The organism is bacterium (assembly GCA_018812485.1).
GTDB lineage: Bacteria > JAHJDO01 > JAHJDO01 > JAHJDO01 > JAHJDO01 > JAHJDO01.
On sequence record JAHJDO010000119.1, the window covers coordinates 20,920 to 44,237 of the forward strand.

The 23,318-nt window shown below is 38.2% G+C and carries 22 protein-coding genes and 1 riboswitch; all 22 genes read right to left on the reverse strand.

The window, feature by feature from the left end; translation table 11 throughout:
- Positions 1 to 28: 28 nt before the first annotated feature.
- Entirely contained in the window at positions 29 to 805 is a 777-nt protein-coding gene (locus KKC91_09820; protein ID MBU0478848.1) for a hypothetical protein, read from the reverse strand.
- A gap of 17 nt (positions 806 to 822) precedes the next feature.
- Positions 823 to 2,064, reverse strand: a complete 1,242-nt coding sequence (locus tag KKC91_09825) for a 2-hydroxyacyl-CoA dehydratase family protein (GenBank protein MBU0478849.1) — start codon at positions 2,062 to 2,064, stop codon at positions 823 to 825.
- A 4-nt stretch (positions 2,065 to 2,068) separates the two neighbouring features.
- Entirely contained in the window at positions 2,069 to 3,010 is a 942-nt protein-coding gene (locus tag KKC91_09830) for a 4Fe-4S binding protein (protein ID MBU0478850.1), read from the reverse strand.
- Positions 3,007 to 3,891: a hypothetical protein gene (locus tag KKC91_09835; GenBank protein MBU0478851.1), complete on the reverse strand. Its 885-nt coding sequence runs from the start codon at positions 3,889 to 3,891 to the stop codon at positions 3,007 to 3,009. The genes KKC91_09830 and KKC91_09835 overlap by 4 nt, the downstream gene beginning before the upstream one ends.
- Entirely contained in the window at positions 3,891 to 4,505 is a 615-nt protein-coding gene (locus KKC91_09840) for a PilZ domain-containing protein (protein ID MBU0478852.1), read from the reverse strand. Before KKC91_09840 ends, KKC91_09835 begins: the two co-directional genes overlap by 1 nt.
- Before the next feature lie 5 nt (positions 4,506 to 4,510).
- Positions 4,511 to 5,338, reverse strand: coding sequence for a prepilin-type N-terminal cleavage/methylation domain-containing protein (locus KKC91_09845; protein MBU0478853.1), 828 nt, complete (start codon positions 5,336 to 5,338; stop codon positions 4,511 to 4,513).
- 94 nt (positions 5,339 to 5,432) lie between these two features.
- Positions 5,433 to 5,567: riboswitch (cobalamin riboswitch) on the reverse strand.
- Positions 5,568 to 5,626: 59 nt separating this feature from the next.
- Positions 5,627 to 7,333 (reverse strand): ferrous iron transporter B, encoded by a 1,707-nt coding sequence (locus tag KKC91_09850; GenBank protein MBU0478854.1) that lies wholly within the window; start codon positions 7,331 to 7,333, stop codon positions 5,627 to 5,629.
- A complete protein-coding gene (locus KKC91_09855) occupies positions 7,330 to 7,572 on the reverse strand; it encodes a ferrous iron transport protein A (protein ID MBU0478855.1) in 243 nt (80 codons plus the stop codon). Before KKC91_09855 ends, KKC91_09850 begins: the two co-directional genes overlap by 4 nt.
- Positions 7,569 to 8,639, reverse strand: a complete 1,071-nt coding sequence (gene cobT, locus KKC91_09860; GenBank protein MBU0478856.1) for a nicotinate-nucleotide--dimethylbenzimidazole phosphoribosyltransferase — start codon at positions 8,637 to 8,639, stop codon at positions 7,569 to 7,571. The genes KKC91_09855 and cobT overlap by 4 nt, the downstream gene beginning before the upstream one ends.
- 11 nt (positions 8,640 to 8,650) lie before the next feature.
- Positions 8,651 to 9,589, reverse strand: a complete 939-nt coding sequence (gene cbiB, locus KKC91_09865; protein MBU0478857.1) for an adenosylcobinamide-phosphate synthase CbiB — start codon at positions 9,587 to 9,589, stop codon at positions 8,651 to 8,653.
- A gap of 8 nt (positions 9,590 to 9,597) precedes the next feature.
- Entirely contained in the window at positions 9,598 to 10,665 is a 1,068-nt protein-coding gene (gene cobD / locus KKC91_09870; GenBank protein MBU0478858.1) for a threonine-phosphate decarboxylase CobD, read from the reverse strand.
- Positions 10,628 to 11,533 (reverse strand): GHMP kinase, encoded by a 906-nt coding sequence (locus tag KKC91_09875; GenBank protein ID MBU0478859.1) that lies wholly within the window; start codon positions 11,531 to 11,533, stop codon positions 10,628 to 10,630. Before KKC91_09875 ends, cobD begins: the two co-directional genes overlap by 38 nt.
- A 7-nt stretch (positions 11,534 to 11,540) precedes the next feature.
- Entirely contained in the window at positions 11,541 to 13,169 is a 1,629-nt protein-coding gene (nadB, locus tag KKC91_09880; GenBank protein MBU0478860.1) for an L-aspartate oxidase, read from the reverse strand.
- A gap of 45 nt (positions 13,170 to 13,214) precedes the next feature.
- Positions 13,215 to 14,024 (reverse strand): class I SAM-dependent methyltransferase, encoded by an 810-nt coding sequence (locus KKC91_09885; protein MBU0478861.1) that lies wholly within the window; start codon positions 14,022 to 14,024, stop codon positions 13,215 to 13,217.
- A complete protein-coding gene (locus KKC91_09890; GenBank protein ID MBU0478862.1) occupies positions 14,002 to 14,856 on the reverse strand; it encodes a transporter substrate-binding domain-containing protein in 855 nt (284 codons plus the stop codon). The genes KKC91_09885 and KKC91_09890 overlap by 23 nt, the downstream gene beginning before the upstream one ends.
- Positions 14,857 to 14,863: 7 nt before the next feature.
- Positions 14,864 to 16,321, reverse strand: a complete 1,458-nt coding sequence (locus KKC91_09895; GenBank protein MBU0478863.1) for a DUF2779 domain-containing protein — start codon at positions 16,319 to 16,321, stop codon at positions 14,864 to 14,866.
- A gap of 82 nt (positions 16,322 to 16,403) precedes the next feature.
- Positions 16,404 to 16,892: a hypothetical protein gene (locus tag KKC91_09900; protein ID MBU0478864.1), complete on the reverse strand. Its 489-nt coding sequence runs from the start codon at positions 16,890 to 16,892 to the stop codon at positions 16,404 to 16,406.
- Between the two features lie 83 nt (positions 16,893 to 16,975).
- Positions 16,976 to 17,800, reverse strand: coding sequence for an abortive infection family protein (locus tag KKC91_09905; GenBank protein ID MBU0478865.1), 825 nt, complete (start codon positions 17,798 to 17,800; stop codon positions 16,976 to 16,978).
- Positions 17,801 to 17,965: 165 nt separating this feature from the next.
- Positions 17,966 to 18,373 carry a hypothetical protein gene (locus KKC91_09910; GenBank protein MBU0478866.1) on the reverse strand — a complete coding sequence of 136 codons (408 nt, stop codon included), beginning with the start codon at positions 18,371 to 18,373 and terminating at the stop codon, positions 17,966 to 17,968.
- Positions 18,374 to 18,997, reverse strand: coding sequence for a nucleotidyltransferase domain-containing protein (locus KKC91_09915; protein MBU0478867.1), 624 nt, complete (start codon positions 18,995 to 18,997; stop codon positions 18,374 to 18,376).
- A gap of 137 nt (positions 18,998 to 19,134) precedes the next feature.
- Complete coding sequence (locus KKC91_09920; protein MBU0478868.1) at positions 19,135 to 21,018, reverse strand: phosphoenolpyruvate carboxykinase (GTP); 1,884 nt, start codon at positions 21,016 to 21,018, stop codon at positions 19,135 to 19,137.
- 14 nt (positions 21,019 to 21,032) lie between these two features.
- Positions 21,033 to 23,288: an endopeptidase La gene (gene lon / locus KKC91_09925; GenBank protein MBU0478869.1), complete on the reverse strand. Its 2,256-nt coding sequence runs from the start codon at positions 23,286 to 23,288 to the stop codon at positions 21,033 to 21,035.
- Positions 23,289 to 23,318 lie beyond the last annotated feature (30 nt).

Consider the following 23,318-nt stretch of genomic DNA (forward strand, 5'->3'; position numbering starts at 1 on the left):
GAAGATTTATTAAAATACACATATTTCTTCAACCATTTTTCCGAGATAAAATTGCTGCAGCGCCAAATGCCACTGTGAATTGAGGTATTGGAAAGACCTTAATATCTCTCATAAGCTCCTCTTGCATAGCTGATACCAGTCCTCTGTTTGCTCCCGGCCCTCCATCCAGATAGATTTCTTCTTCTAAATATAAACTTCCCGCAAGATCCGAGATTCGTCTAGCCACTGATTTATGAAGCCCGGCTATAATATCATGAGTATTTGTCTCCACAGACAAGAGAGACATTATCTCACTTTCGGCAAAAACAGTGCAAGTACTATTGATATGAGCCGGCGACTGACTAAGAAGCCCTAACTTGCCAAATTCCCGAACAGGAATATTCAGTATCTTTTCAGCCATTTCGAAGAATCGACCTGTTCCAGCCGCGCACTTATCGTTCATTTTAAAATCTATAACTTTTCCGTCAGAAGAGAGCTTAATAACTTTAACATCCTGTCCACCTATATTGATAACAGTCCTTGCTGTCTTATCACTCAGGATATAAGCTCCCGCGGCATTAGCAGAAATCTCATCTACTATTCTTCCTGCATTAGGAAAAAGACGTTTGCCATAGCCTGTTGCTGCTATACCTGCAAGGTCTTTTTCCCGGATTGAAAGAGATTCTAATCCTTCTTCTAAAAGCTTTTCGGAAATCTCAACATACTGTGGCATTGTGGGAAGCGCTTTTGCCCAGAGTAAATTGCATTTATCAATAAAAACAACCTTTATAGCTGCTGTTCCTAAGTCAATCCCAGCTGTTATCATATTTTTATGCGCTCCTTTCAACAGAGTGTTTCTCTGAAAGCTTCCAGCCTGATAAGAATATTTTGTCTGTCTTCGTGCGAATAATCCGTCTCTATTTTTATAAAGTGATACCCGTTTTCTTTAATCATTTTCTCAAAATAAAAACTTTCTATATCATATGGATGGCATCCTTTTAAAATATGATAGATTACACCTTTTATGTTATGGATGCGCATTGTATCCAGAATATTCTTTGCCCGTCTGTAGTTGTCTGCAAAACTTGGGCAGCTACAGGAAAGCTGGTATCTCTCTGCCAGCGTCTTGAGAATGCCATGCTCTGAATAATCATCACAAATCGTTGCGCCAGTCAAATTTCTCTCCGAAGTGCATAATTCATCTCCAGCAATGAACATTCCCGCTTCCTCAATCAATTCCGAAATTTTTAGATTGGGAAAGAAAACAGGTGAGCCGGTAAGAAATACATCCGGATTATTTTTCTTTTTGGGCACGTTGTAATTTTTGAGAACCTGTTTAACCTTTTCCGTCCACGATTCAACGTTGTCCAGCATAAAAGCATTCGCTATAATAATGCTCCATGTGCCTGAAATAGCCCCTCTCCGTCTTAATTCAATCAACTGCCCCAATACTTGCCACGCACTCATGTATTTTTTTATGGATGAGCTAAGTTGGCGGCGGTTAAGCCGCCTGCCTGCGTGAACTTCCAGCACTTTTTTTAGTTCATATACTTCTTGTATCCATCTTTCTCTACCTCTTTCACTTTCTTTGATATGCGGCAGTTCCATGATGTGTATGGAATTGGCTTTATCTCCTATTATTTCAGGCAGTTTGGCGTTCCAGTCGCAGGTGGTAGGTATAACTATTAAATCACAGAGTTTCTCCATGGATTCGTCAAGATAAAAGGAACTGAGACACGATTTTATAATAGGACATGTCAAAGACGGAACACGGCCTGAAGAAAGCCTTTGAATAGCCAACGATCCGCTGCACAGCCTGAATGGATGAAACCCCAATGCGTCAAAGAGTTCCAGAGGAACCTGTACGCAGTAAAGACCAGCAAGAGGCTTATTAAATCTCTCCTTAAATTTTTGTGGATAAATACCCAGGGAAAGTATCTCAAGAAAATATTCAAACTCCGAAGAGAAATCATCCCTTTCCCTGAGAGACATAAGTTCAATATCGTGCTCACACTGAATGTCTTTCTTTACCTTTCGCAGTAACCGCTCTTCCATATCTTTTCTGGAATAAGTTTCCCGATTCATAGAATTACTTTCCAAACAATTTGCCGACATATTTTCTTGACGAAGAAAAAACCTTCCACTTTAAAAATTTAACAGAGAGAGCATTATCCTGCGGACAGGCTTCCACACACTTAAAACACTCCATACAGTCCTGAGTAAGCACGTTCTCTTTTTCTTTCTCTAAATGTACCTGTCTTATATTCATAGGACATACCCGCTGGCAGTTGCCGCAGCCAATACAGGCATCCACTTTCTTTTTAAGCTTAACGAATCCAATGTTGTCAAAAAGGCTAATAAGAGCAAGCAGAGGACAGAACATACAAAAAAAACGATCCTTAAAAATCATTCCTATTAAAATACTCCCTGCCAGAACCATAGACAATACAGTCATGGTAATAGTTACTGGATTGGTAAGGTCAATTGCAAACTTGGAAAAATCTCCCACAAACAGAGGCATTAATGGCTTAGCCGGACATATCTGACAAAAGGGAAGTGTGAAATCTCCATGAAGACTAGCGTTCCCGATAAGGACAGGAACAACTATAAGATATACAAGAAATATATACTTAATTGGTTTTAATTTATCTCTTAATCTCCATGAAAATTGCGACTCTCTAATCGAAAGTTTCTTTCTTAACCAGGTAATCCAGTCCTGCAAAGTACCAAAGGGACATATCCATCCACACCAAGTCTTATTTAGCAGAATAGCCAGTATGAAAAACCCAAGAAACATCTTCAAAAATTTCAGACCATACATGCTAAAATAGAGATGGAAAGGCATTTCCATGCCACATTGAGAACGCTGAAGAACCATTAAATAGCAGGCTCCCAAGAATCTACCTATATAAGGACAGGAAAATACAGGAAGAAAATGCCCTAACTTCAGGTTTATGCCGAGATAAGCAGCGTAGGTTAACAGAAAAAAACTTATGATCTGAATCAAAAAACGCAGCCTGTAAACCCTCATACCTGGAACTTTCTCCTTCTTACAGCAATAATAATAAATGTAACAGCTATTGTTCCAGCGAAAATACTGCCACCAAGAATAAGATTTCTACTTCCAAATCTGGAACGATGGAATAAAAGCGTATATGAAGATTTATAAATTATATTTCCTTCCGTTTCCTCTGCTAATATTACAGTCTGTTTGTATGCCGTTAATCCTTTTTGCCTTAATTTTTTATCATCAGACGATATATAAACAAAATTCCCTTCGTCATTGGTCTCTACATCTATAGGATTTTTATTCTCATCAGCTATATGAATCTTTTTTTTACATAGATGGTTTTTATCAAATAAAGGTGTCAATTTAACATGGTTTCCTGTCTGGGGCCAGCATGAATGTTCCGGAGCAATACATATTTCAAACCGATCGCTAATCTCATCAGATAAAACAGGTTCTATCTCTTTCTCTTTGAATGGAGAATGTCCAAAGAGAAGGAAGGATGCCTTTGCAAGATAATTGCATTCTACTCCCTTAAAATTTCTTTTTCCCTTGACCAGGACTGTAACACAATTTGTTTTCAATGAATTGATTCTAACAAAGGATGTTTTTTTATCTTCTTCTATATCCGCTCCATAGAAGATATTTTCTCCATTCTCATTTTTCTTATTCAATGTATAAAATACTTTAATATCTTTCAGTCCTGAGACATCTCCCTTCCTATCAGGGAATCTTCCATAATAAATAGACAAAGGCTGTGTCACAGATCCATTCTTCTCTTTAATCTGCTTCCCATATTCAACCCAGAGATAATCATTTTTTGAAGAGAGAGTATAAGCGCTTGTATTGCCTATAAGAAAAAACAATAAGACAAAAATAATAATTGGAAGTAATTTCTTTTCCATTATTTCTTCCGCCAGACAACTTCAAGATCATAATAAGAAATTTGCTTATGGCATTTTGGACAGATTACTATTCTCTCTTCATTCATTTCTTCAGGGATATCCAGAAATGCATATTCAGTGCTGTAAGATGTATGAACGCACATTGGACATTTTAGTTTTTCTGTGGCGTATTTGCTGACAGTCCTTGCATGAGCTATATCCCCTATCTTTGGAGCGCTTAAAATACCAACCAATATTATCGCCAGTACAGCAACTATTGTTGGCAGTAAAAAACTAGGAACTCTTCTCCATACAGGATTTTCAAAACGCTGATATAATTTTTTAAAGAATTCTGTGGATTTGCTATCTCCCTGAAGCAGACGAATACCCGCTTTACAGCCAAAACCTGCTGTTCGCTCAGTCCATCTGACCTCTCCCTTAAATCGCATAGGTTTCTTTGCCTTATGAGTATATATTCTAAGATTTACCTTTTCCCCGATGTGGAGAAAGTTTCTCAACCGTATTCCTATACCGCGTTTGGAAAAATCCTGCAGAGTAGCAACCTCTTTACCCAATTCTACTCTAGTCTTTTCCAGAGAAAATCTTTTATGTCTTCTTTTATTTTCACTACCCATGATTATTAATCCGGTTCATGATGTCCATAGAGTTTATTTGCAACTGCTGGGTCAGTGCTATCCTCCCCAATCCAGCCTATATTAACTGATTCATAATCCCTGCCATACATAGTTCGCGAATAGGACATCCTCTCGCTGGTGATATGCCCATCACACCATACAACATTTGCCAAGCCGTTATGCCTGAAATGCATAGATGGAGAAAGTTGATTCCAACTAACACCACCTATAGTTTTGTAATATGGGGCGCCCAAATCATAATTTTCCACAATCGCTCCGCTTCTAATTCCTGCAGTATCAGATAAAATAACAGTTTCGGAAGGATTCTTTATGTCCGAATCTTTATGTTGTTTGTAGAACCACTGACTACTTCCTAGATTACCTCCAACAAACTGTTTATTGTATCCGTAACCTCCACTTGCAGGTTGATATGCTGTTTTACTAAACTGTTTAAAATTGGGGCATGTTTTAATTTCACCCATTTTTAGATAGGAATAGATAGGACTACCTGTAAAATCAAGCTCTCCTTCTGCTGTGTACTGTGCTCCTGTCCAGAATATTTGTGGTCCGTTTGGATAGGGATCTCCCTTACTCAAACCGCCGACATAGTTAGTACAATCAGAACAGAGCGGATAATATCCGTCATTATCATTTTTGTACATCTCTATTGCCAGAAAAATCTCTTTCAAGTTAGAGATACATACTGTCTGCCTTCCTTTTTCCCTTGCCTTTGAAAGCGCAGGAAGAAGGATTGATGAGAGCATGGCTATTATTGCTATCACAACCAAAAGCTCTAAAAGTGTAAACCCTTTTTTGTTCTTTCTTGTTACCATCTGTCTTTTCCCCTTTTTGTTAACTCATCCAAAAATAAAAAAGCCCAATCTTCGCAGATTGAGCTTTCCATTATAAAAACTTCCCCTTTCCACGAAGGTACTTACCTAAACAGGCAATGGTCCGGGCTTTCCCAAAATTTTCGGGAATTACCGTTGCGGGACAGCGCCCAGAATCTCACTGGGACTTCCTTTGCCTCTCCGGCTAAAAACTAATTTTCAAAAGAACGTTCTAAACTTGCTGAATTATAACACTATTAATTCATATGTCTATAACAGATTTGTGTTTTCTTAAAGAATAAGATTAAGCATTCCTCCTACTATCAATACAGCCGCAATCATAATTGCTGATGCTTTGAGCATATCTACAAATCCCAACTCCTTTACCAATGTACTGAAAGTAGCTATACATGGAAAATACATTGTCAAGACTATACTGGCTATTATCAGCTGCTTCAAATTAAGGGCTAAAGGCGCTAACATTCCAACAGCCACATCTTTACGCAGGAAACCAACTAATAGCGCTCCTATTGCCTCTTTTGGCAGTCCAAAAATTCCAGAAATAACAGGAGCAGTATATTTCCCCACGAATTGGATTATGCCCAATGTATAAAGTATGTTTACTATAAATACTCCCAAAAGCACAAAAGGGATCGCTTCTTTAATAAACCACTTCGTGCGAATCCATGTTTTTTTCAGCAGATGTGTTAGGTAAGGTCTTCGGTAAGGTGGTATTTCCATAAATATCTCCGGTGACGTTCCGCTTACCAGGTGAGCCATTAAGATTCCCAGTACCAGCCAGACCACAAAGAGTGTTCCGTAAACAACGCCTAGTCCATATACCATGTGCTTGCCCATCAGTCCCACCACCATGGCTTGCAAAGCCGCACATGGTACTGCAATAGATAACAGAGTCACCGCGATAAATCGCTCTCTTCTGGTAGCTAATATCCTGGTGGAGAGAATGCCGGGAACATTGCAGCCCAATCCCAGCATCATAGGTATTATTGCCAGACCATGTATACCTAAACGGTGCATCAGTCCGTCCACCAGAACAGCTAATCTGGGCAGATAGCCACAATCTTCTAAAACTGACAACATTACATAAAAAGCAAAAACATAAGGCAATACTGCTCCTATTGGAACAAACAGACCTGTAGTCAATAGTCCAAAGGACTGACCATAATCTATTTTACCCTCTATCAGCTTACCAATTAAGATATCGTGGATAATTCCATCAGATCCCAATATTGCAGACAATTTCAGTAATAATGGTGTCCATAATTTTTCAAAAACAGGTTCAAATACATAACCTATAAGTCCTTCCCCTATAAATCTTATAATTTTGAAAGTGAAGAATAATATCACTAGGGCTAGTGGAATTCCGAAGACAGGAATCGTTGAAATATCTCCTAATCTTTCCATGAAGGTATGGTCATGGTGACTTAATTCCTGAACTTGACCTATAATATCTCCTATAACATGCCATTTTTCTTTATCTTCGTAATCAAATTTAGAAAATTTTGCCTCTTTCAGTCTCTCAGTCAGTTTTTTGATTCCCTCGCCTGTAACTGCGCAGATAGGGACACAGGGAACACCTAACATCTCTTCCAGCTTTTGAAAATCAATGGTAATCCCTTTATGCTTGGTTTCATCCCAGAAGTTAAGCGCTATTATCATAGGTTTTTTCTTTTTTATTAATTGCATTGTGAGGTTAAGACTTTTTTCCAAATTGGTGGCATCAACAACATTAATAACTATATCTCCCCCCTTAAGCATTCTAACTGCAACTTCTTCTGCTTTATCACCAGCATCTAAGGAATAAGTTCCCGGCACATCTATTACCATCATCTCTTCTTCATCTATCCGCATTTTACCCTGTGTAAAATCAACTGTTGTACCTGGATAGTTGGAGATAATAACATTTGCACCCGTTAGTCTATTGAAAACTACACTCTTACCGGTGTTGGGATTTCCCATAAGCAATATTTTTTTCATGGTTGCTCTATCTCCACCCATATTTTCTGAGCCATACCAAAACCTACAGCAGCCCTGGTATTCCCATGGCTGACAATAACAGGTCCTCTCATTAATTGCCTGCTTACTTTCTTAATTGTTTTGCCAACTCTTAAACCAAGCGCATCAAGCCTGCAATTCATCCCGGCTCCACCGTCTATTTGAACTATTTTCCCATTTTGACCAGACCTCATATTAACTAAAGAAATCAGTCCATTCATTTTACTTCCTCCGAAACCCCTGCATCTTCAAAAGTTGCCATCTCATTCAATATCTTTATTCCAGCTTCTATTACACTGATTCCAAGTGCTGCTCCTGTGCCTTCGCCCAGTCTCATGTTCAAATCCAAAATTGGATTAAGATTCATTCTACTGAGCATGTACTGATGTCCTGCTTCCACAGATTTGTGCGCTGCAAAAATATAATCCTTTACCTGAGGGCATAGTTCGTATGCAATAAGAGCGCCCGCTGTAGATATTAGTCCATCAATTACAACAGGAGTATTTGATGCCGCTGCCCCGAGCACACAGCCGCATAATCCACCAATTTCAAATCCGCCAACCTTTGCTAATACATCAATAGGATCTTCAGGATTCGGCTTATTAATATCCAGTGCCTTTTTTATAACTCTAACTTTATTCTCAAATGCTTCATCTGAAATTCCTGTTCCGCGGCCCGTGACTTTCTCAACTTCAATCCCTGAAAAGGCTGCAATCACTGCGCTGCTTGGTGTAGTATTTCCTATTCCCATATCCCCTGTTCCCAATATGTCAATCCCGTGTTTTTTCCTTTCCATAAATACTTCTATCCCATTCTCTATAGATTTTACTGCTTCCTCTCTTGTCATTGCAGTACCTTTTGTCATATTCTTAGTGCCAAACCCCACCTTTTTATCCATGAAATTTCGGATTTCGGATTTCGGATTTCGGATTTCGGCAGCCACTCCCATATCAATGACAATTACCTTTGCTCCAACATGTCTTGCCAGAACATTAATACCTGCTCCTTCTCTTAAAAAATTATAGACCATTTGAGGCGTAACTTCCTGAGGGAACGCGCTAACCCCTTCCTCCACGACTCCATGATCTCCAGCCATTGTAAAAATCACCTTATTCCCGAATTCAGGTTTGAGACTTCCTGTGATTCCTACAATCTGTTTTGCAAACTCCTCTAATCTGCCCAGACTCCCTCTTGGCTTGGTAAGACTATCAAGCCTTCTCTGTGCTTCATCCATAAGCTTTGAATCTAATGGCTTAATTCTACTAATTACCTGTTTGATTTTGTCCATGATTTACTCCCCTATTTTATTAACAATTTTATACAGCACCCAAAAACTATTGACAATGCAGAACATGCATACATTATCCTTATAGAATCTTTTATATCTGAAGGTTCCAAGGACTTTTCAGCATCGCCTATACAGGGTTTTTCAACCAGTTTTCCCTCATAATAATTTGCCCCTCCAAGTCTCACTCCAATCGCTCCTGCAAATCCTGCTTCAGGAATACCGCTGTTTGGACTTGCATGCTTCTTCCTGTCCCTTAAAATTACCCTAATAGAATCCCTGAATCCCTTTCCTGAAATAAACGAAGCTATTGGGATTAACAGCATTGATATTCGCGCAGGTATAAAATTAGCTATATCATCCAGTTTAGCTGATGCCCATCCAATATCTATATATCTCTTGTTCTTGTAGCCAACCATTGAATCAAGTGTATTTGTTGCCTTGTACGCCATAGATAAAGGCGCTCCTCCAATAAATGCAAAGAAAACAGGGGAAATAATTCCATCTACTGTGTTCTCTGCCACAGTTTCCACACTGGCTCTTATAATTTCTCTCTCATTTAAGCCTTCAGTATCCCTTCCAACAATCCTTGCCAGATTCTCCCTTGCTAAAGACAAGTTATGAGTCTTTAGAGATGTATACACTCTGTTTGTTTCAATTGAGAGGTCTTTTACTGACAATGAGACAAAAATAAAATAAATACTTACTATTACTCCAAATATCCAATGCAAGCGCGCTGCAAGCCCTATCAATATAAAAACAAAAAAATATGTTCCAACTACAACCAGAAACACCAGAATTATTCCAGCAACTTTTTTATTAGTTATAACTTTTGTTATACCTTTTTCTAATATCTCTATTACCTTGCCTATTAAGACAATTGGATGAGGAAGCCATTCAGGATCCCCTATAATCAAATCCAGAATATATGCAAAAATTATTTGAATTGTAATGAAATATGTCATCCGAATATATTCCTAAGAGCCTTGATCAAGAGCTTATTCTCCGTCCTTTTCTTAACTGCCACTCTCACAAACGAGCTGTCCAGCCCCCTGAAATTGCCGCAATTTCTTACAACAATCTTGTCCTTTATGAGAAGTTCCTCTAACTCTTCAACCTTAAAACGAATACTAGACGTAAATAAAATAAAGTTTGTACATGAGTCAAATCCCTTTATGGATTTTATCTTTTTTAATTCGGAAGACAGAAAATTTCGTTCCTTAATCAAAATTCTTTTGCTTTTCTCAATATATGCTGAGTCAGCTAATAAATAAGAACCAGCAATTTGAGCAAACGTATTTACAGACCATGTCGGCTGGAAATTTTTTATCTTTGCGCTTAGGCGAGCAGATGCCACTCCGAAGCCAAGCCTTAATCCCGGAATCCCAAGAAACTTTGTCAATGACCTTATAACAAAAAGATTTTGCTGCCTTTGAGCTCTCGTAACTAAACTCTCTTCCTCAACCAAATCTATAAATGCCTCATCAATTACTACAAAGACATTATTCTGCTTGGCAAGATCCAGCACATTATAAAGTGTATTGCGGGATATTTTCTGACCTGTTGGATTGTTCGGATTACAGATAAAAAGGAGTTCTACATTTTTAATAATATTTTTCAGATTTTGTGCTTTTAATTTGAACTCTTCTTTTTCTTCTAATTTCATAAATTTGATATTACAGCCAACATTCGATAAGGCTCTTTCGTATTCTGAAAACGCAGGAATAATAATAGCTGCCTTTTTGGGACGCAGCAAGTAGCATATAAGGTATATTAGTTCTGTTGCGCCATTAGACGGGACCAAGCATGTTTTCTTGATGTTATACCTATCTGAGATCGCATTTATCAACTGGTTACAATCAGGATCGGGATACATGCGGATTTTATTAAAATCTTCTTTCATAATCCGCTTCAGTCCATCTGGAAAGCAAAGGGGATTTATATTTGCGCTAAAGTCAATTATTTCATCAAGCGCTATATTGTGCTTTTTACTAATTCGGTATAAGTTGCCGCCGTGCTGAGGTTTCAACTAGTTCTCCTCCCCCATTTACAAGTTTAGTAATATAAAAGGTGAACTTTGCCTTAAATCTTTTTTCTATTTTGCAAACAACTGTCTGCATATCAACCTGACCTGGGAAAAACAAAATACCAACAACTGTTCCACTATGGGCAGTATTAATTCCGCAAGCTCCTAATTCATCTGCAATTTTCATAAGATCCATAAGCTCTCTTTTATACAGAATTTTCTGATTGAATTCAGCACTCATTGTTGCGCCTTTTCCAAGCATATGTATGTCTTTTTTTCTGATTCCGTCTTTAACAAGCTCATAAGCCTCTCTTAACTCTAAAGCATTATTGAATTTCTTCAATATTTCATTACGTCTGGAATTAAACTCAAGAGTATTGACTCTTCCGCCTAAATCAATAATTAATATATCCATTTCAGGAGGAGGGCCAATATATTCCACTATAGAACCGCCTACATGATCAAAAACAACTATATCTTCAAACATCAAACCATCTGTTGGCTCAATAGAAACTGCTATTCTGGCAATTTCCAAAGGGGTTATATCTCTGCCTAAAGCCTTCGCTGTAGCAATGCAGGTTCCAATTATATCTGAGGTACTGCTGCTCATTCCCTTTTCCTGTGGAATTTCAGAATTGATATATATTTGCCCACCACATTTATGCATACCAAAATAATCCAGAACCTTTCTCATAGCCTCGCAGGATTTATACTTATCGTCCGGAGCCTTTATTCTGGAATTTGATTCATATATATTGATCTCAACATATGAATAGACATTTACAGGGCATGTTATAAGAAGATGCGTCCCGTCAAGCACACCCTGCCACAATTCTCCACATGAACCAGGAACTTTTACTACTGTCTTCATATATCACTTATAAAATAGCAATCTCACAGTCCTTTTTTAAAGATAACTCTATATGAGTATTTCGCCACTTTTCATCATTCTGCATTGGATAATCTTTGCGATAGTGGACACCTCTAGTCTCCTTCCTGATAAGGGCTGCTTTCTGAATAAGCCCTGCTACAAGAAGCATATTTTGAAATTCCCAATCCCTGATATCTGAAAATTCTTTCCCCATTACATATGAAGACCAAAAATTAATTTCTTTCTGAGCTGCCAAAAGACCTGCCCCATCTCTCTCAATGCCCACATACCTTGTCATTAAACTTTTCAGGGAAGCCTTGAGATCTCCTATATCCAGTTTTTTTGTGCCAATATGATCCAATACATTGCTTATATCCGGAGTTCTCTCAAATCGCTTTCCACAATCTATATCCTTGCCTGCAGATTGCCCTGCTCTATAACCAAAAACAAGCCCTTCAAGGAGAGAATTGCTCGCCAGTCTGTTAGCGCCATGAACTCCTGAAGAAGCTGTCTCTCCGCACGCATATAGATTTTGAATATTAGTTTTCCCATTTTCATCTATTTTAATTCCTCCTATCATATAATGAGCAGTAGGCCGAACAGGTATAAAATCCTTTTTAATATCTATGCCAAAAGAAGAACAAACCTCCATTATATTTGGGAAACGATTTTTTACTAATTTATTACTTAAGTGCGTAAGGTCTAAATAGACGCGTGTATCAGCCGTCTCTCTCATTTCTTTCAGAATTGATCTTGACGTCACGTCACGAGGAGCCAGCTCTCCATCCTTATGGTACTTAAACATAAATCTTTCACCATGCTTGTTTCTCAAGACTCCGCCTTCACCTCTAACTGCCTCAGAGATTAATGTGCGGGACAGACCTGCTACATATAAAGTAGTAGGATGAAACTGAACAAATTCCATATCTATAAGCTTAGCGCCTGCTCTATAAGCAAGCGCCATACCGCATCCTGTAGCAACAGGGGAATTTGTTGTCTCACGATAAACCTGCCCAATTCCACCTGTAGCTAATATTACTTTCTGCGCATAGACTATCTTTTTCTCATTATTTTTCACATTAACAACAGCACCAAAACAAGTTCGGTCTCTATGAAGTAAATCTATGACAAAAGCATACTCCAGAATCTTAATCTTAGTGTTCTGTTTGACTTTTGATATCAGCGCTCTTTCTAATTCCGCACCTGTAGCATCGCCTTTTGCATGAATCACTCTTCGTATGCTATGACCCGCTTCCCGGGTAAAAGAGAGCTGATCTCCCTGCCTGTCAAATTCTGTTCCCCATTGGATCAATTCCTTGATACGAGCGGGTCCTTCTTCTACTATTATCTTGACCGCCTTCTCGTTGCATAACCCGCACCCAACTCTTAATGTATCTTCTATATGCCCCTCAGGCGAATCATCCTTTGATAACGCCACAGCTATTCCGCCCTGAGCTTTTTGAGTGTTGCTTTCGCTGAGTTTATCCTTGGTTATTATAGTTACCTCTCCACATTTTGCCGCCTGAATAGCAGCAGAGAGTCCGGCTACCCCACTTCCAATAATTAAAATATCAGTTTTGATAGACGGCAGGTTTTTTGTGTTAAAGGAGGTGAGGAATTTATTCATAAGCCGCATTCTACATCGCTTATAAAACAGTGTCAAATAGGAAGATAATTACAGTTAAGCAGAAACAGCCTCACATGTGTAAATTCGGTAGTGCAAGTTCGCCTGAAATCCGGACGGAATGAGTCGAAAGACGTCTTTCATCACACCGAATTCTTTCGCCATTATATCACGTATATAAGCGATATCACTTGTGTTCAGAGCATACCTCTGGCCCAATTCATCCGAGGTCAACAGGAGCGAACGCGCAGGAATCGTATCCGTTACGCGCCAGCGGGAATCCGTCATGTGTCTTTGCAAGTCTTTAACCGTGGGATACCATTTGTTAGTACGCATGTGTCTATACAGCGCATTGAGGCAGACAGCTTCTTCCTCGTTGTCAAACGACGCAGTCTGATGCACAAAAAACTCACCTGCTTTTGCCTGACTGCGAAGATAGCACAATAAAGGCGACAAACCATCTTCCCCGAAATAGTGGAGAACGGACCGCATCATGAATAAAACCCGTCCATCTTTGGACGCAACATCACTGCGCCTGAACTTATCTACTGAGGTGCAGACAAAAGAAATGTTTTCCTTATTTGACAAAGCAAGTTGGGCATCTGAGCAGTCAATGTTCACAAGAGCTGTATCAGCGCCGATTCCCTGCGCTCTCAACTGAGACAGCAGAAAACCCGTTCCTCCCCCTAAGTCCACAACCACATCCGCCGGAGATTTTACCAGAATGTTTTTTATTGTTTTGACCAGAGGACTTGCAATCGCGGGGTCGGAGAAATAGCCGCTGTGCATCGCACCCCATCTCCGCCCATGAACGACCGTTTCCGTTCCGATTCCTTTTTTCTTATTATAAGATCGGGATAGTGCCATTCGGAATCCATTTAGCATATATCCTTTTAAAAGTCCCATCTTCGTACATCGATTGAAAAGCCTGTTTCCACAAATCTACCAAACTCTGAGGAGTAGTTTTGGAAATCGCAATATAAAAATGACCTGTACTGACGACGAAAACAGGCTCCAGATCATTGATGGAATATCCCGCTTGAATCGCAATTTCAGGGATTGTGATATCAGTAAAAATCGAAAGGTCAACTTCTCCTTCTACTAATTGACGAACATTTTCTGTTGGTAGTGGTGAACTAACAAGATTGGTAAAACCAGCATCTTTAAGGTCTTGCTCGGAAAACCATGCAGAACAGGTTGCGATTTTTGATACTTTTTTTGCATCATCCATGCTATCGATTTTGATTCCGGAACCTTTCTTTGCATAAAAAATTGTATTATTACTTCCAATAGGTCCGATCCATTGAAAAAGATTCTCTCGCAATTCTGTGCGTTTCATTGTAAAGAGAACCACGTTAGCCTCTTTTAAACATAAATCGTATCCTTCTTTCCATGGCAGAATGCGAATATTATCCGTAATATTCAATCTGTGAATAATTTCACGCACAACTTCCGTACCAAATCCCATTATCTCTCCATCTCTCTCAAATGTTAAAGGCGGATAATCTTCCGTTAATAACTGAAATTCATTCTCTTCAGACGATATATTCGGTTTGTTAATTGTATTGCAGCCGGATAAAACAATAGAAAATAACAGGATAACTAATAGAGCCCTAATTGATTTCATTCTCTTTCCCTCCCAAAATCCCTCGTTTTTATATTGATTCTTAAACAATAATTTATGCCCTGATATTACCATGGTTTATCTAATTCACAAACTTTTTCAATTCGCTAATAATTAACACCATTCCTTCTGTATCCAAACAGCAGTATTTCAACAGGTTCTTTCTTATTTCTTCTTTGTTGTTTGACTTACTTTTAATGTGGCTTTGAAAGAACTGCATACTTGCATTTTCCCCGGTTGCGATCTCCATTCCTTCGTAGCTTTCTCCCGTAATCGCCGGAAGGACTTTTTTCATAGAGGCGCTGCCTTGCTGAGATGGGTTATAGTAGCAAAAGTTTCTGAAAGGAATTAGCAGGTCTACTATTCCTGGAAGTATTTCATTGACCCAATTCTGATATTTGGGGAAATCTCTTGCCAGCTCACCTAAAACGCCTTTCTCAAATTGTTGATTATAAACAACAATACTGCTCTTAGTTCCAAGAACCTCTTTTAGATTTTTTAATAATGCAGGTCTCGGGTCTTCACTTCCTTCCGCAAGAAATTCAAAATGCTTTGTTTTGTTATCTTTCTGCTGAATATGAAGAGAATACTGAAACGGAATCTTCTGATATGGCCTTGAATTATCGTATTCGGGAACCGCAGGAGAAAAGGTCTCAAAATCCAGATAATAGAGAGGATAATTTAATGTATCAAGAAACTGCTTTATTCCTGAAGGCTGAACGTGGCATTCTCCTGTTTTCTCGCACTTCTTCTGTATCTCCTGCTTATCTGTAAGTCTAAAATCATCAGGAATATCCGCTATGCTGTGTACGCCGTTATTGAAGAGCTCAGCGCTTTTCCCCCCGCCTCCGCAGAGTGTGAAAATATTATTTTCAGGCAGAAATTCCCAGCATTCATCTTTTAGGTTGCAGGTATAATGAGAATCGCAGTGTCTGCCTATCAAAACCGAAGGGCATCTGCTCAATCTTACGGCATCGGACATCTTGTCAATTCTCTCCTGAATACCCTGCTGAGCTTCAGCAACCTCCATACTTATATCCTGAATGGAGAACAGTTCCCCAACATTAATATCGCCCTTTCTGACATATTGGTTATCAATAAAGCATAAATGGCATTTTGCGATCTTTAGTCCTGCCATTTCACAGCAATGTTTTTGAAAAGAAACATCGTGAACATTTTCTTCTTTAACCTTTGTTCCTGCTTTGACTTCAATAATATCAAAACTCCCGTCATCATTTGGCTTAAGAACGTCAATTCTTGAATAGCAATTATTAGCCATGATCCCTGCTTCAAAAAGCGGCGCATTATTTGACAGACTATCCTTTGTCAAATAAATATTCCGCATGAAATCATCCGTTGGGATATCAATACCTTCGGGAAATAATTGTTTAGCCAGAATACCAACTTCAGTTCCAGCATCCATTCTAAACTGAGCATCCTCAGCCGGCGCAGGAATCCTATCCTTCGCTTTGACAAGCATCCATAATAGCTTTGAACACTGAAGCCCTGCAAGGTATTTTGATTTGGTTAAAAGAGACACGCTGTTATCCTAAAATATCCTTCTGTCATTGCGAATGAAGCGATTTCCTTTTTACGTTTTATTTTTGTTCAAAAGACCAAACTCACCGAATGCCATACTTTTTGCTAATACTTTCGTATGTGAACTCAGCATTATATGAAAATTCTACTTGAGGTTTTTCCTTGAAGCATACTATGGTATTTGATGAACTTGGCTTAGAAATGTTGTAGGTTTGCCCACCTCTTGTTTTTGTTTTGGAATTAAAGTAGGCCATATTTCCATATGTATTTACCCTGCCACTGGTTGTATGTCTGGTTGGTGTCGTATAAGTGCTATTTGATGAATAACTTCCTGAATCAATTATCACAAAATATTTATACCCGTTATTCAATGTTAACTCTGCACTACGCATCAATGCGAAATCAGATGCTCTTTCTCTACTGGTATAACCATTGCCTCTGAACGATACTTTAAACATATTCTCATCTAATTGGGTTTCTGAATAGCCACCACCAAATCCAGATGGTTGATATACGGTAGCACAACCTTGAAGGAAAATTACACCAAGCAAGATTATCATTACGTTTTTCATTACTCCCCCTTTTTACAAAACATCAATTATTGAACAGTCACTTCTACTTTAATGTTGCCATAGCTCAAATTGCTTAAAATCTTTTATTTTGTTTTTAATTCAAATGTTTCTAATAGAAAAGTACACAACGTAATTGCAGCCCCAACAGCAAGTCGAGCGTGTCTTGAATTTAGTCCTTTCCTCTTTTCTTTCCCGTGTCCAGTTCCATATAAATTCCTTAATTCGGCTGTTTTGATGGCAACTTGTCCTAAGTTACTTAATAGTACTTTGATAACATCAACTCCTTTCTTTGCATCATCAATATCCGCTGGCGCAAGGTCAAGGACTTTCTGTGTCTCTTTCAAAAGCTTTGGTACATAATCATTTTTATTATACCTGATTCCCAATTCCGTTAAAATAGTTTTAAGTGTTGATTCAACCAATTCTTTTGCTGAGCCAATTGCTAAACTTGGGTCAGTGTCAATCGAGATTTTTATTCTCTCAATATATTCTTGAAAATGGGTTCTGTCTAATAAATTAGTTGCTGTTTCAAGTTGTTGATATTCGACTTGACCAATAGGAACAATTAAAGTTCCATTAAATTCATATCCGTCCCTTTTAAGAGTTCTGATTAGTTTTTCAAACCATTTTTTTCGATAATCTACATTCCAAACTCCCTCTTCATTTAGGTAAATTAATACATCAGCGTAGACACTCAATACTTTCTTTATATCTTTTGGATTTGTCCAGTCAATAGATACATAATATTCTTCTACAAGCCCTCTTCTTTGTCCAGAAGGTAATTTCCCTTCAGGTAATTGTGTTTGAGGAATATCGTAATTGTCAAAATGAAGTTCTATTTCTCGAAGGGTAGTGCCTACAAAGTACTCTTGGAATTCTCTTCTTGTTCTTTTACTTATTAAATTCATTTATCGTTTTTCACATTGACTACAACGTTCGTACACATTCATTATTCTCACACCACCAAATTGACGATATATAAAAATCTGCATTACTTGCGAAAACCTCCGGAGCCGCATAATTTCCGTATTTTTCCTGCGCGGCTTTCAAGCGTTTCTTCCACAATTAATTTTCTATTTTAATCTTGAGACAACCCAAGTATAAAATCTCTCTGTAAGTTTTAATATTTCCAGAGCTTCTTTCTGGGTAAAATCTCTATTTTCGTATTCAATTATATTCTTTTTAGCTAAAATCTTTCTTAAAGTTCCACATTTAGATTTAACTTCAGGCAGGTTCACAGAACTGGATAATAAATCAATTACTGAACGATGATCAGCATTTATTGAGCGAATGCCTGCGTAAAACACAAGCATCGTATCAGCAGAGGATATTGCGCAATGCACAGCATTCAAACCCACTGCATTTCCCTTTCCTCTCTCTTTAGCTTGAAGCATTGTATCATAGAATTCACTGGCCTTTTTAAGATAGGTTTTATATTCACTTCTTTGTATTCCTTTTGTATTGATCTTCTTGGCTGACATTTACAATAACTCCTCTAATGACCTGCCAAAGAGTAAATTATGAGACTTTAATATATTCTTTATCAAAGGAACTTTCTTTTTATATTTTGACTTAAGTTCTTCAACAGTCTGTAGGTAAGTAGAGACCGTGTTGCCAAATTTGTCCATAATCTTTTCATTTACCTTTTCAAAGTCTTTTTCAACAGCTTTTTTGTTTTCTGGATTCTTTACCACTATTAGAATATCTATGTCACTGATAGGCCGCTCTTTTTTTCTCTTTACACTGCCAAAAACTGCTATAGAAACTATGTTCTTTATTACAAGAGAGGAGATATTTCTTACCATAGCTTCATATACCTTCTCAGGGATTTTGCTTTCTTTTTCATATAAAGGTTTAAGTAAGTCTGAAATAATAAAATTTTCTTTATTTAAACTGTAGAGATAACTCTTCCCTACACTTCTTAGCAAAAGCACTCTTTCATTATTTAGCTCTCGAAGAGATTTATGGCAGGCTGCGGGACTCACTTTTATTTCTTGAGCAATCTGTCGTCCACTCCACTCCGCCTCTGTCTTGCAGAGAAAACGCAAGATTTTAACCTTTATCTCATTATTTAAAATCTTATCTAATGGGTCATGTACTCTCATAAACTTATTTCTCTTTTATGTTTTTCAATATAAACACATGTTTACAAAACTAAACATAATATATTATTTATATAGGTTGATGTCAAGAATTAAAAAAAGAGAAAACTGTGGATACTAACCTGCCACAGATATCTGCGTTATTTGCAGAAAACCTTCGGAGCTACATAATCTCCGTATTTTTCCTGCGCAGTTTTCAGCCGTTTCTTCTGCTCTTCAAGAATGCTAAAAAGAATGTTCGGGGTATCTGAGACCTTTGTTTTATATATCTCTGTGATTCTCTCAATCTTTTCCAGATTTTCGGGTATTCTCAAAGTAAACTGGTTTATATAGTCTTCTTCTGCGTAATCGATATCAAGAACTTGTTTGAATAACTTTTTAAGGTCCTCGTATTTCGGGATATAACCTGTTGGAGTTTTGATTGCATCTACATCATTATTAACCCGCAATTCCATCCATTTAATCCATACACGCTTATCCTGCATACCTGTCACATATTCAGCGGTTTTACTGTCTTTAAGAAAGTAATTTGCTGCAAAAATCGTTGGAGGAGAATCTACGGAATCTACAAATTTAAGATGATTTCTAATATATTTGCCAAGTGGGATAGAAACAAAATCAAGATTTGACATAGGACAGAACTGCCTGACGCCTTCCTTTCCTAATGTTGCGGATGTAGTCTCTGATTCCAGAGACGCACCCATTGTTATTACTCCATGGGCCCAATCAAAAGACTGCTGGACAGGAGACCAAGTGCTTGAATCTCTTCCGCCATAGATTATTCCTTTTGTTTGTGCTCCTCGGGCATCATCCAGTTTAGTATCCAGATTTTTAAGAGAACGAAGCGTAACTGTATATCTTGCATTTTTATGAGAATGTGTAATCTCATTGCCTTTTGAATCTTTTTTCTCTTTTAACCATTCCCCTGAATGGTTAATCCCTTTCTCAGGTATTTCTCTGCGGTCTCCAAGCCAAAAAGGAGTTTTATCTTCCGTTACAAGAACATTAGAGAAGATCACTTCATTAGGGGATGTTAAAACTTCCCATATTAAAGGATCATCCTTTGCATTAACATTCTGAATAATCCCAAATATTCCGCTCTCAACATTTACTGCATAGACTTTACCATTCCTCTGTCTTAAATATGCTATATCATCACCTACAATGCTCTCACCTCTCATCATAGCAGTAGATGTTTTTCCACAGGCGCTTGGATAAGCTCCGGTGAAATAGGTGACTCTTCCATCCGGACCATGCACCCCCATAACTAACATGTGTTCAGCAAGCCAATCCTCTCCTGATGCCTTGTGAATAGCAAGTCTTAGAGAGAGCTTTTTAAGTCCAACTGTGTTACCTGCGTATTGAGTATTTGTGCTGTATACAATGTTCTCCTCAAGATCTATATATACTCTGCGTTTGTCTACATCTTTGCTTACCATATCTTTCAGAGCACCAGCACTATGCATAATCCTGAAGAAATCCTCAGAATTGCCAATTCTTTCAAACTGCTTGTATCCTTTCCTGTAGAGAATATATTCTGAATGCGCAACATAACTGGAATCAGTTATCTGAACACATGGTATAGAGAATTCAGAATTGGTTGGCCCAAGACAGAAAAATAAAACCAGCATCTCCTTTCCAGCCATACTGTTTTTTAGATATTCATGGACTTCTCTTATCCCTTCTTCTCTGTCTATTGTGTTAAGAGTGGCTCCGAGCTCCATTCCTTCAGAAAGAAGATATTTAGTCTGCGCTTTATCCCGCGCCTGATCATTGTAACCGTCGTAATGAATTGTATGTCCCTGAATTGCAAGCTTTTTTTCCTCTCCGATTTCTAATGCCTTGTTCCTTATATATTGAGCATCCTCATCAGAATCATCGCCAATAAAAACCGAATCAGGATTACAAAGCTCTGCATACTTTCCAACAAAATCATGAAGTTTCGCATTATCCAATGCCATTAGCTTTCTATAACTTGTTTCTGTGCATTTTTTCTTAAGCAATTCCGTATATTTCTCTTGCATTATAACCCTTTCGCTTATTTTAAAATCCCCACCTTTTTAAAGATCTGATCAGTATTTTTTACAAAAAAGAATTTTATCTTTTTTCTTACATTTAAAGGAATATCATCAAGATCCTTTTTATTTTCCTGCGGCAGAATAACTGTCTTTATATTGCTTCTGTGAGCTGCCAGAACTTTGGATTTTATACCTCCTACCGGCAGGACGTTTCCCCTGAGCGTTATTTCTCCTGTCATGGCAATATCCTTCTTAACGGGTTTCTTAGTAAGTGCAGAAGCCAGAGAAACTGCCATTGCAACACCTGCGGAAGGACCATCCTTTGGGATGCCTCCTTCAGGAACGTGAATATGTATGTCAATGTTCTTATAGAAATTCTTTGCCAGACCAAGTTCTTTTGCTTTAGAGCGAATAAAACTGAGCGATGCCTGGCCGGACTCCTTCATAACATCTCCTAACTGACCTGTTAAAATAAGCTCTCCTTTTCCAGCCATTACAGCAACCTCTATTGATAATATCTCTCCTCCAACCTCTGTCCATGCAAGACCAGTGACAACTCCAATTTCTTCTTTTTCCTTTCCTTTATTATATCTGAATTTTTTATTTCCCAGAAAATCAGAAAGATTACATGGAAGTACTTTTATTTTTTTTGTCCTCTTTTTTTCAACAATCAGTTTTGCTGTTTTTCTACATATAGATGCAATCTCTCTCTCCAAATTCCTCACTCCAGCTTCGCGTGTATAGTGTCTCACTATACTGAGAATGGTTTTATCTGAAATTTCAAGCAAGTTACTATTCAACCCATTGGCTTTTAGCTGTTTTGTTATTAAAAACTGGTTTGCTATTTTTACCTGCTCTATCTCTGTATAGCCTGAAAAATTTATTACTTCAAAACGATCAAGTAGTGTAGAAGGGATATTATGAATAACATTTGCCGTTGCTATAAATAATACATTCGAAAGATCAAAATCCACTTCAAGATAGTGATCATTAAATTCATGATTCTGTTCAGGGTCTAGTACTTCAAGCAATGCCGAAGACGGATCCCCGCGAAAATCAACGCTCATTTTATCAACCTCATCAAGTAGAAAGACTGGATTTCTACTACCGACTTTTCGGAGTGATTGGATTATCTTCCCGGGCAGAGCTCCTATATATGTTCGTCTATGTCCTCTAATCTCCGCTTCATCTCTTACTCCGCCAAGGGAAACCCTTATGAACTTTCTTCCCAATGCGCGAGCAATGGATCTTCCCAGAGATGTTTTTCCAACACCAGGCGGTCCCACAAAACAAAGTATTGGGCCTTTAAGCTTCTTTACTAACTTTCTTACCGCCAGAAATTCCAGTATCCTTTCCTTAGCCTTTTCCAGTCCATAATGATCCTGGTTGAGAATTTCCTCACTCTTTTTTATGTTCAATTTATCCTGTGTTTCTTTGCTCCATGGAACCCCAATCAGCCAGTCCAGATAATTACGAATTACAGTTGCTTCTGGTGACATTGAATGCATCTTTGTCAGCTTTTCAAGCTCCTTATTCGCTTTCTCTTCAGCTTCTTTTGTCATCTTAGCTTCTTTTATTTTTACTTTAAGTTCAGAAAATTCGCCTCCCTCTTCTGAACCTTTTCCCAGCTCCTTTTCTATTGCTTTCATCTGCTCCTGCAGATAAAACTGCTTTTGTGTTTTACCAATCTGTTCTGTGACTCGCCCCTGTATCTTCTTTTCAACACCAAGAATCTCTACCTCTCCCATAAGTATTTCTATTATTTTTTTCAATCTGTCTTCATGCTGAAAGGATTCCAGAATTTGCTGTTTGGCTTCCATTTTAACTCTAACATGAGAGGCAATTACGTCTGCTAACCTACCAGGCTGATTGAGATCATTAATTGAGCTTAGAAACTCTCTGGGTATTTTAGGATTTAATTCTCCATACTTCTGAAATAATTTTATAACTGTTCTCATCAAGGCTTCTATTTCTGGCGTCTTTTCGGAGGGTTCTTTTATCTTTTCTGTTTTTACCTCAAATATTCCTCTTGTATTGACATATCTTATTATTTTTGCTCTATTTGTGCCTTCTATCAATACTTTAATAGACCCATCCGGATTTTTCACCACCTGCAGGATTTCTCCAATTGTTCCAACTTCGTATATATCTTCAGGGTTTGGATCCTCTGTATGAGCATTCTTTTGCGCTACTAATAAGACCTTCTTTGAACCTGCCATAGCTTTTTCTACAGCAAGAATAGACTTGCTTCTGGCAATCCATAACGGGACTATCATATATGGAAGCACAACAATATCTCTGATGGG

Excerpts from the sequence above, each read along its gene's own strand:
- KKC91_09915 (MBU0478867.1), bottom strand. The coding sequence starts at position 18,997 with ATGAGAGTACATGACCCATTAGATAAGATTTTAAATAATGAGATAAAG.
- KKC91_09910 (MBU0478866.1), bottom strand. The coding sequence starts at position 18,373 with ATGTCAGCCAAGAAGATCAATACAAAAGGAATACAAAGAAGTGAATAT.
- KKC91_09920 (MBU0478868.1), bottom strand. The coding sequence starts at position 21,018 with ATGCAAGAGAAATATACGGAATTGCTTAAGAAAAAATGCACAGAAACA.
- lon (MBU0478869.1), bottom strand. The coding sequence starts at position 23,288 with ATGATAGTCCCGTTATGGATTGCCAGAAGCAAGTCTATTCTTGCTGTA.
- cobT (MBU0478856.1), bottom strand. The coding sequence starts at position 8,639 with ATGGACAAAATCAAACAGGTAATTAGTAGAATTAAGCCATTAGATTCA.
- KKC91_09850 (MBU0478854.1), bottom strand. The coding sequence starts at position 7,333 with ATGAAAAAAATATTGCTTATGGGAAATCCCAACACCGGTAAGAGTGTA.
- KKC91_09855 (MBU0478855.1), bottom strand. The coding sequence starts at position 7,572 with ATGAATGGACTGATTTCTTTAGTTAATATGAGGTCTGGTCAAAATGGG.
- KKC91_09900 (MBU0478864.1), bottom strand. The coding sequence starts at position 16,892 with ATGAAAAACGTAATGATAATCTTGCTTGGTGTAATTTTCCTTCAAGGT.
- KKC91_09875 (MBU0478859.1), bottom strand. The coding sequence starts at position 11,533 with ATGAAGACAGTAGTAAAAGTTCCTGGTTCATGTGGAGAATTGTGGCAG.
- KKC91_09905 (MBU0478865.1), bottom strand. The coding sequence starts at position 17,800 with ATGAATTTAATAAGTAAAAGAACAAGAAGAGAATTCCAAGAGTACTTT.
- KKC91_09825 (MBU0478849.1), bottom strand. The coding sequence starts at position 2,064 with ATGAATCGGGAAACTTATTCCAGAAAAGATATGGAAGAGCGGTTACTG.
- KKC91_09845 (MBU0478853.1), bottom strand. The coding sequence starts at position 5,338 with ATGGTAACAAGAAAGAACAAAAAAGGGTTTACACTTTTAGAGCTTTTG.
- KKC91_09885 (MBU0478861.1), bottom strand. The coding sequence starts at position 14,024 with ATGGCACTATCCCGATCTTATAATAAGAAAAAAGGAATCGGAACGGAA.
- KKC91_09820 (MBU0478848.1), bottom strand. The coding sequence starts at position 805 with ATGATAACAGCTGGGATTGACTTAGGAACAGCAGCTATAAAGGTTGTT.
- nadB (MBU0478860.1), bottom strand. The coding sequence starts at position 13,169 with ATGCGGCTTATGAATAAATTCCTCACCTCCTTTAACACAAAAAACCTG.
- KKC91_09835 (MBU0478851.1), bottom strand. The coding sequence starts at position 3,891 with ATGGAAAAGAAATTACTTCCAATTATTATTTTTGTCTTATTGTTTTTT.
- KKC91_09840 (MBU0478852.1), bottom strand. The coding sequence starts at position 4,505 with ATGGGTAGTGAAAATAAAAGAAGACATAAAAGATTTTCTCTGGAAAAG.
- KKC91_09830 (MBU0478850.1), bottom strand. The coding sequence starts at position 3,010 with ATGAGGGTTTACAGGCTGCGTTTTTTGATTCAGATCATAAGTTTTTTT.
- KKC91_09890 (MBU0478862.1), bottom strand. The coding sequence starts at position 14,856 with ATGGTAATATCAGGGCATAAATTATTGTTTAAGAATCAATATAAAAAC.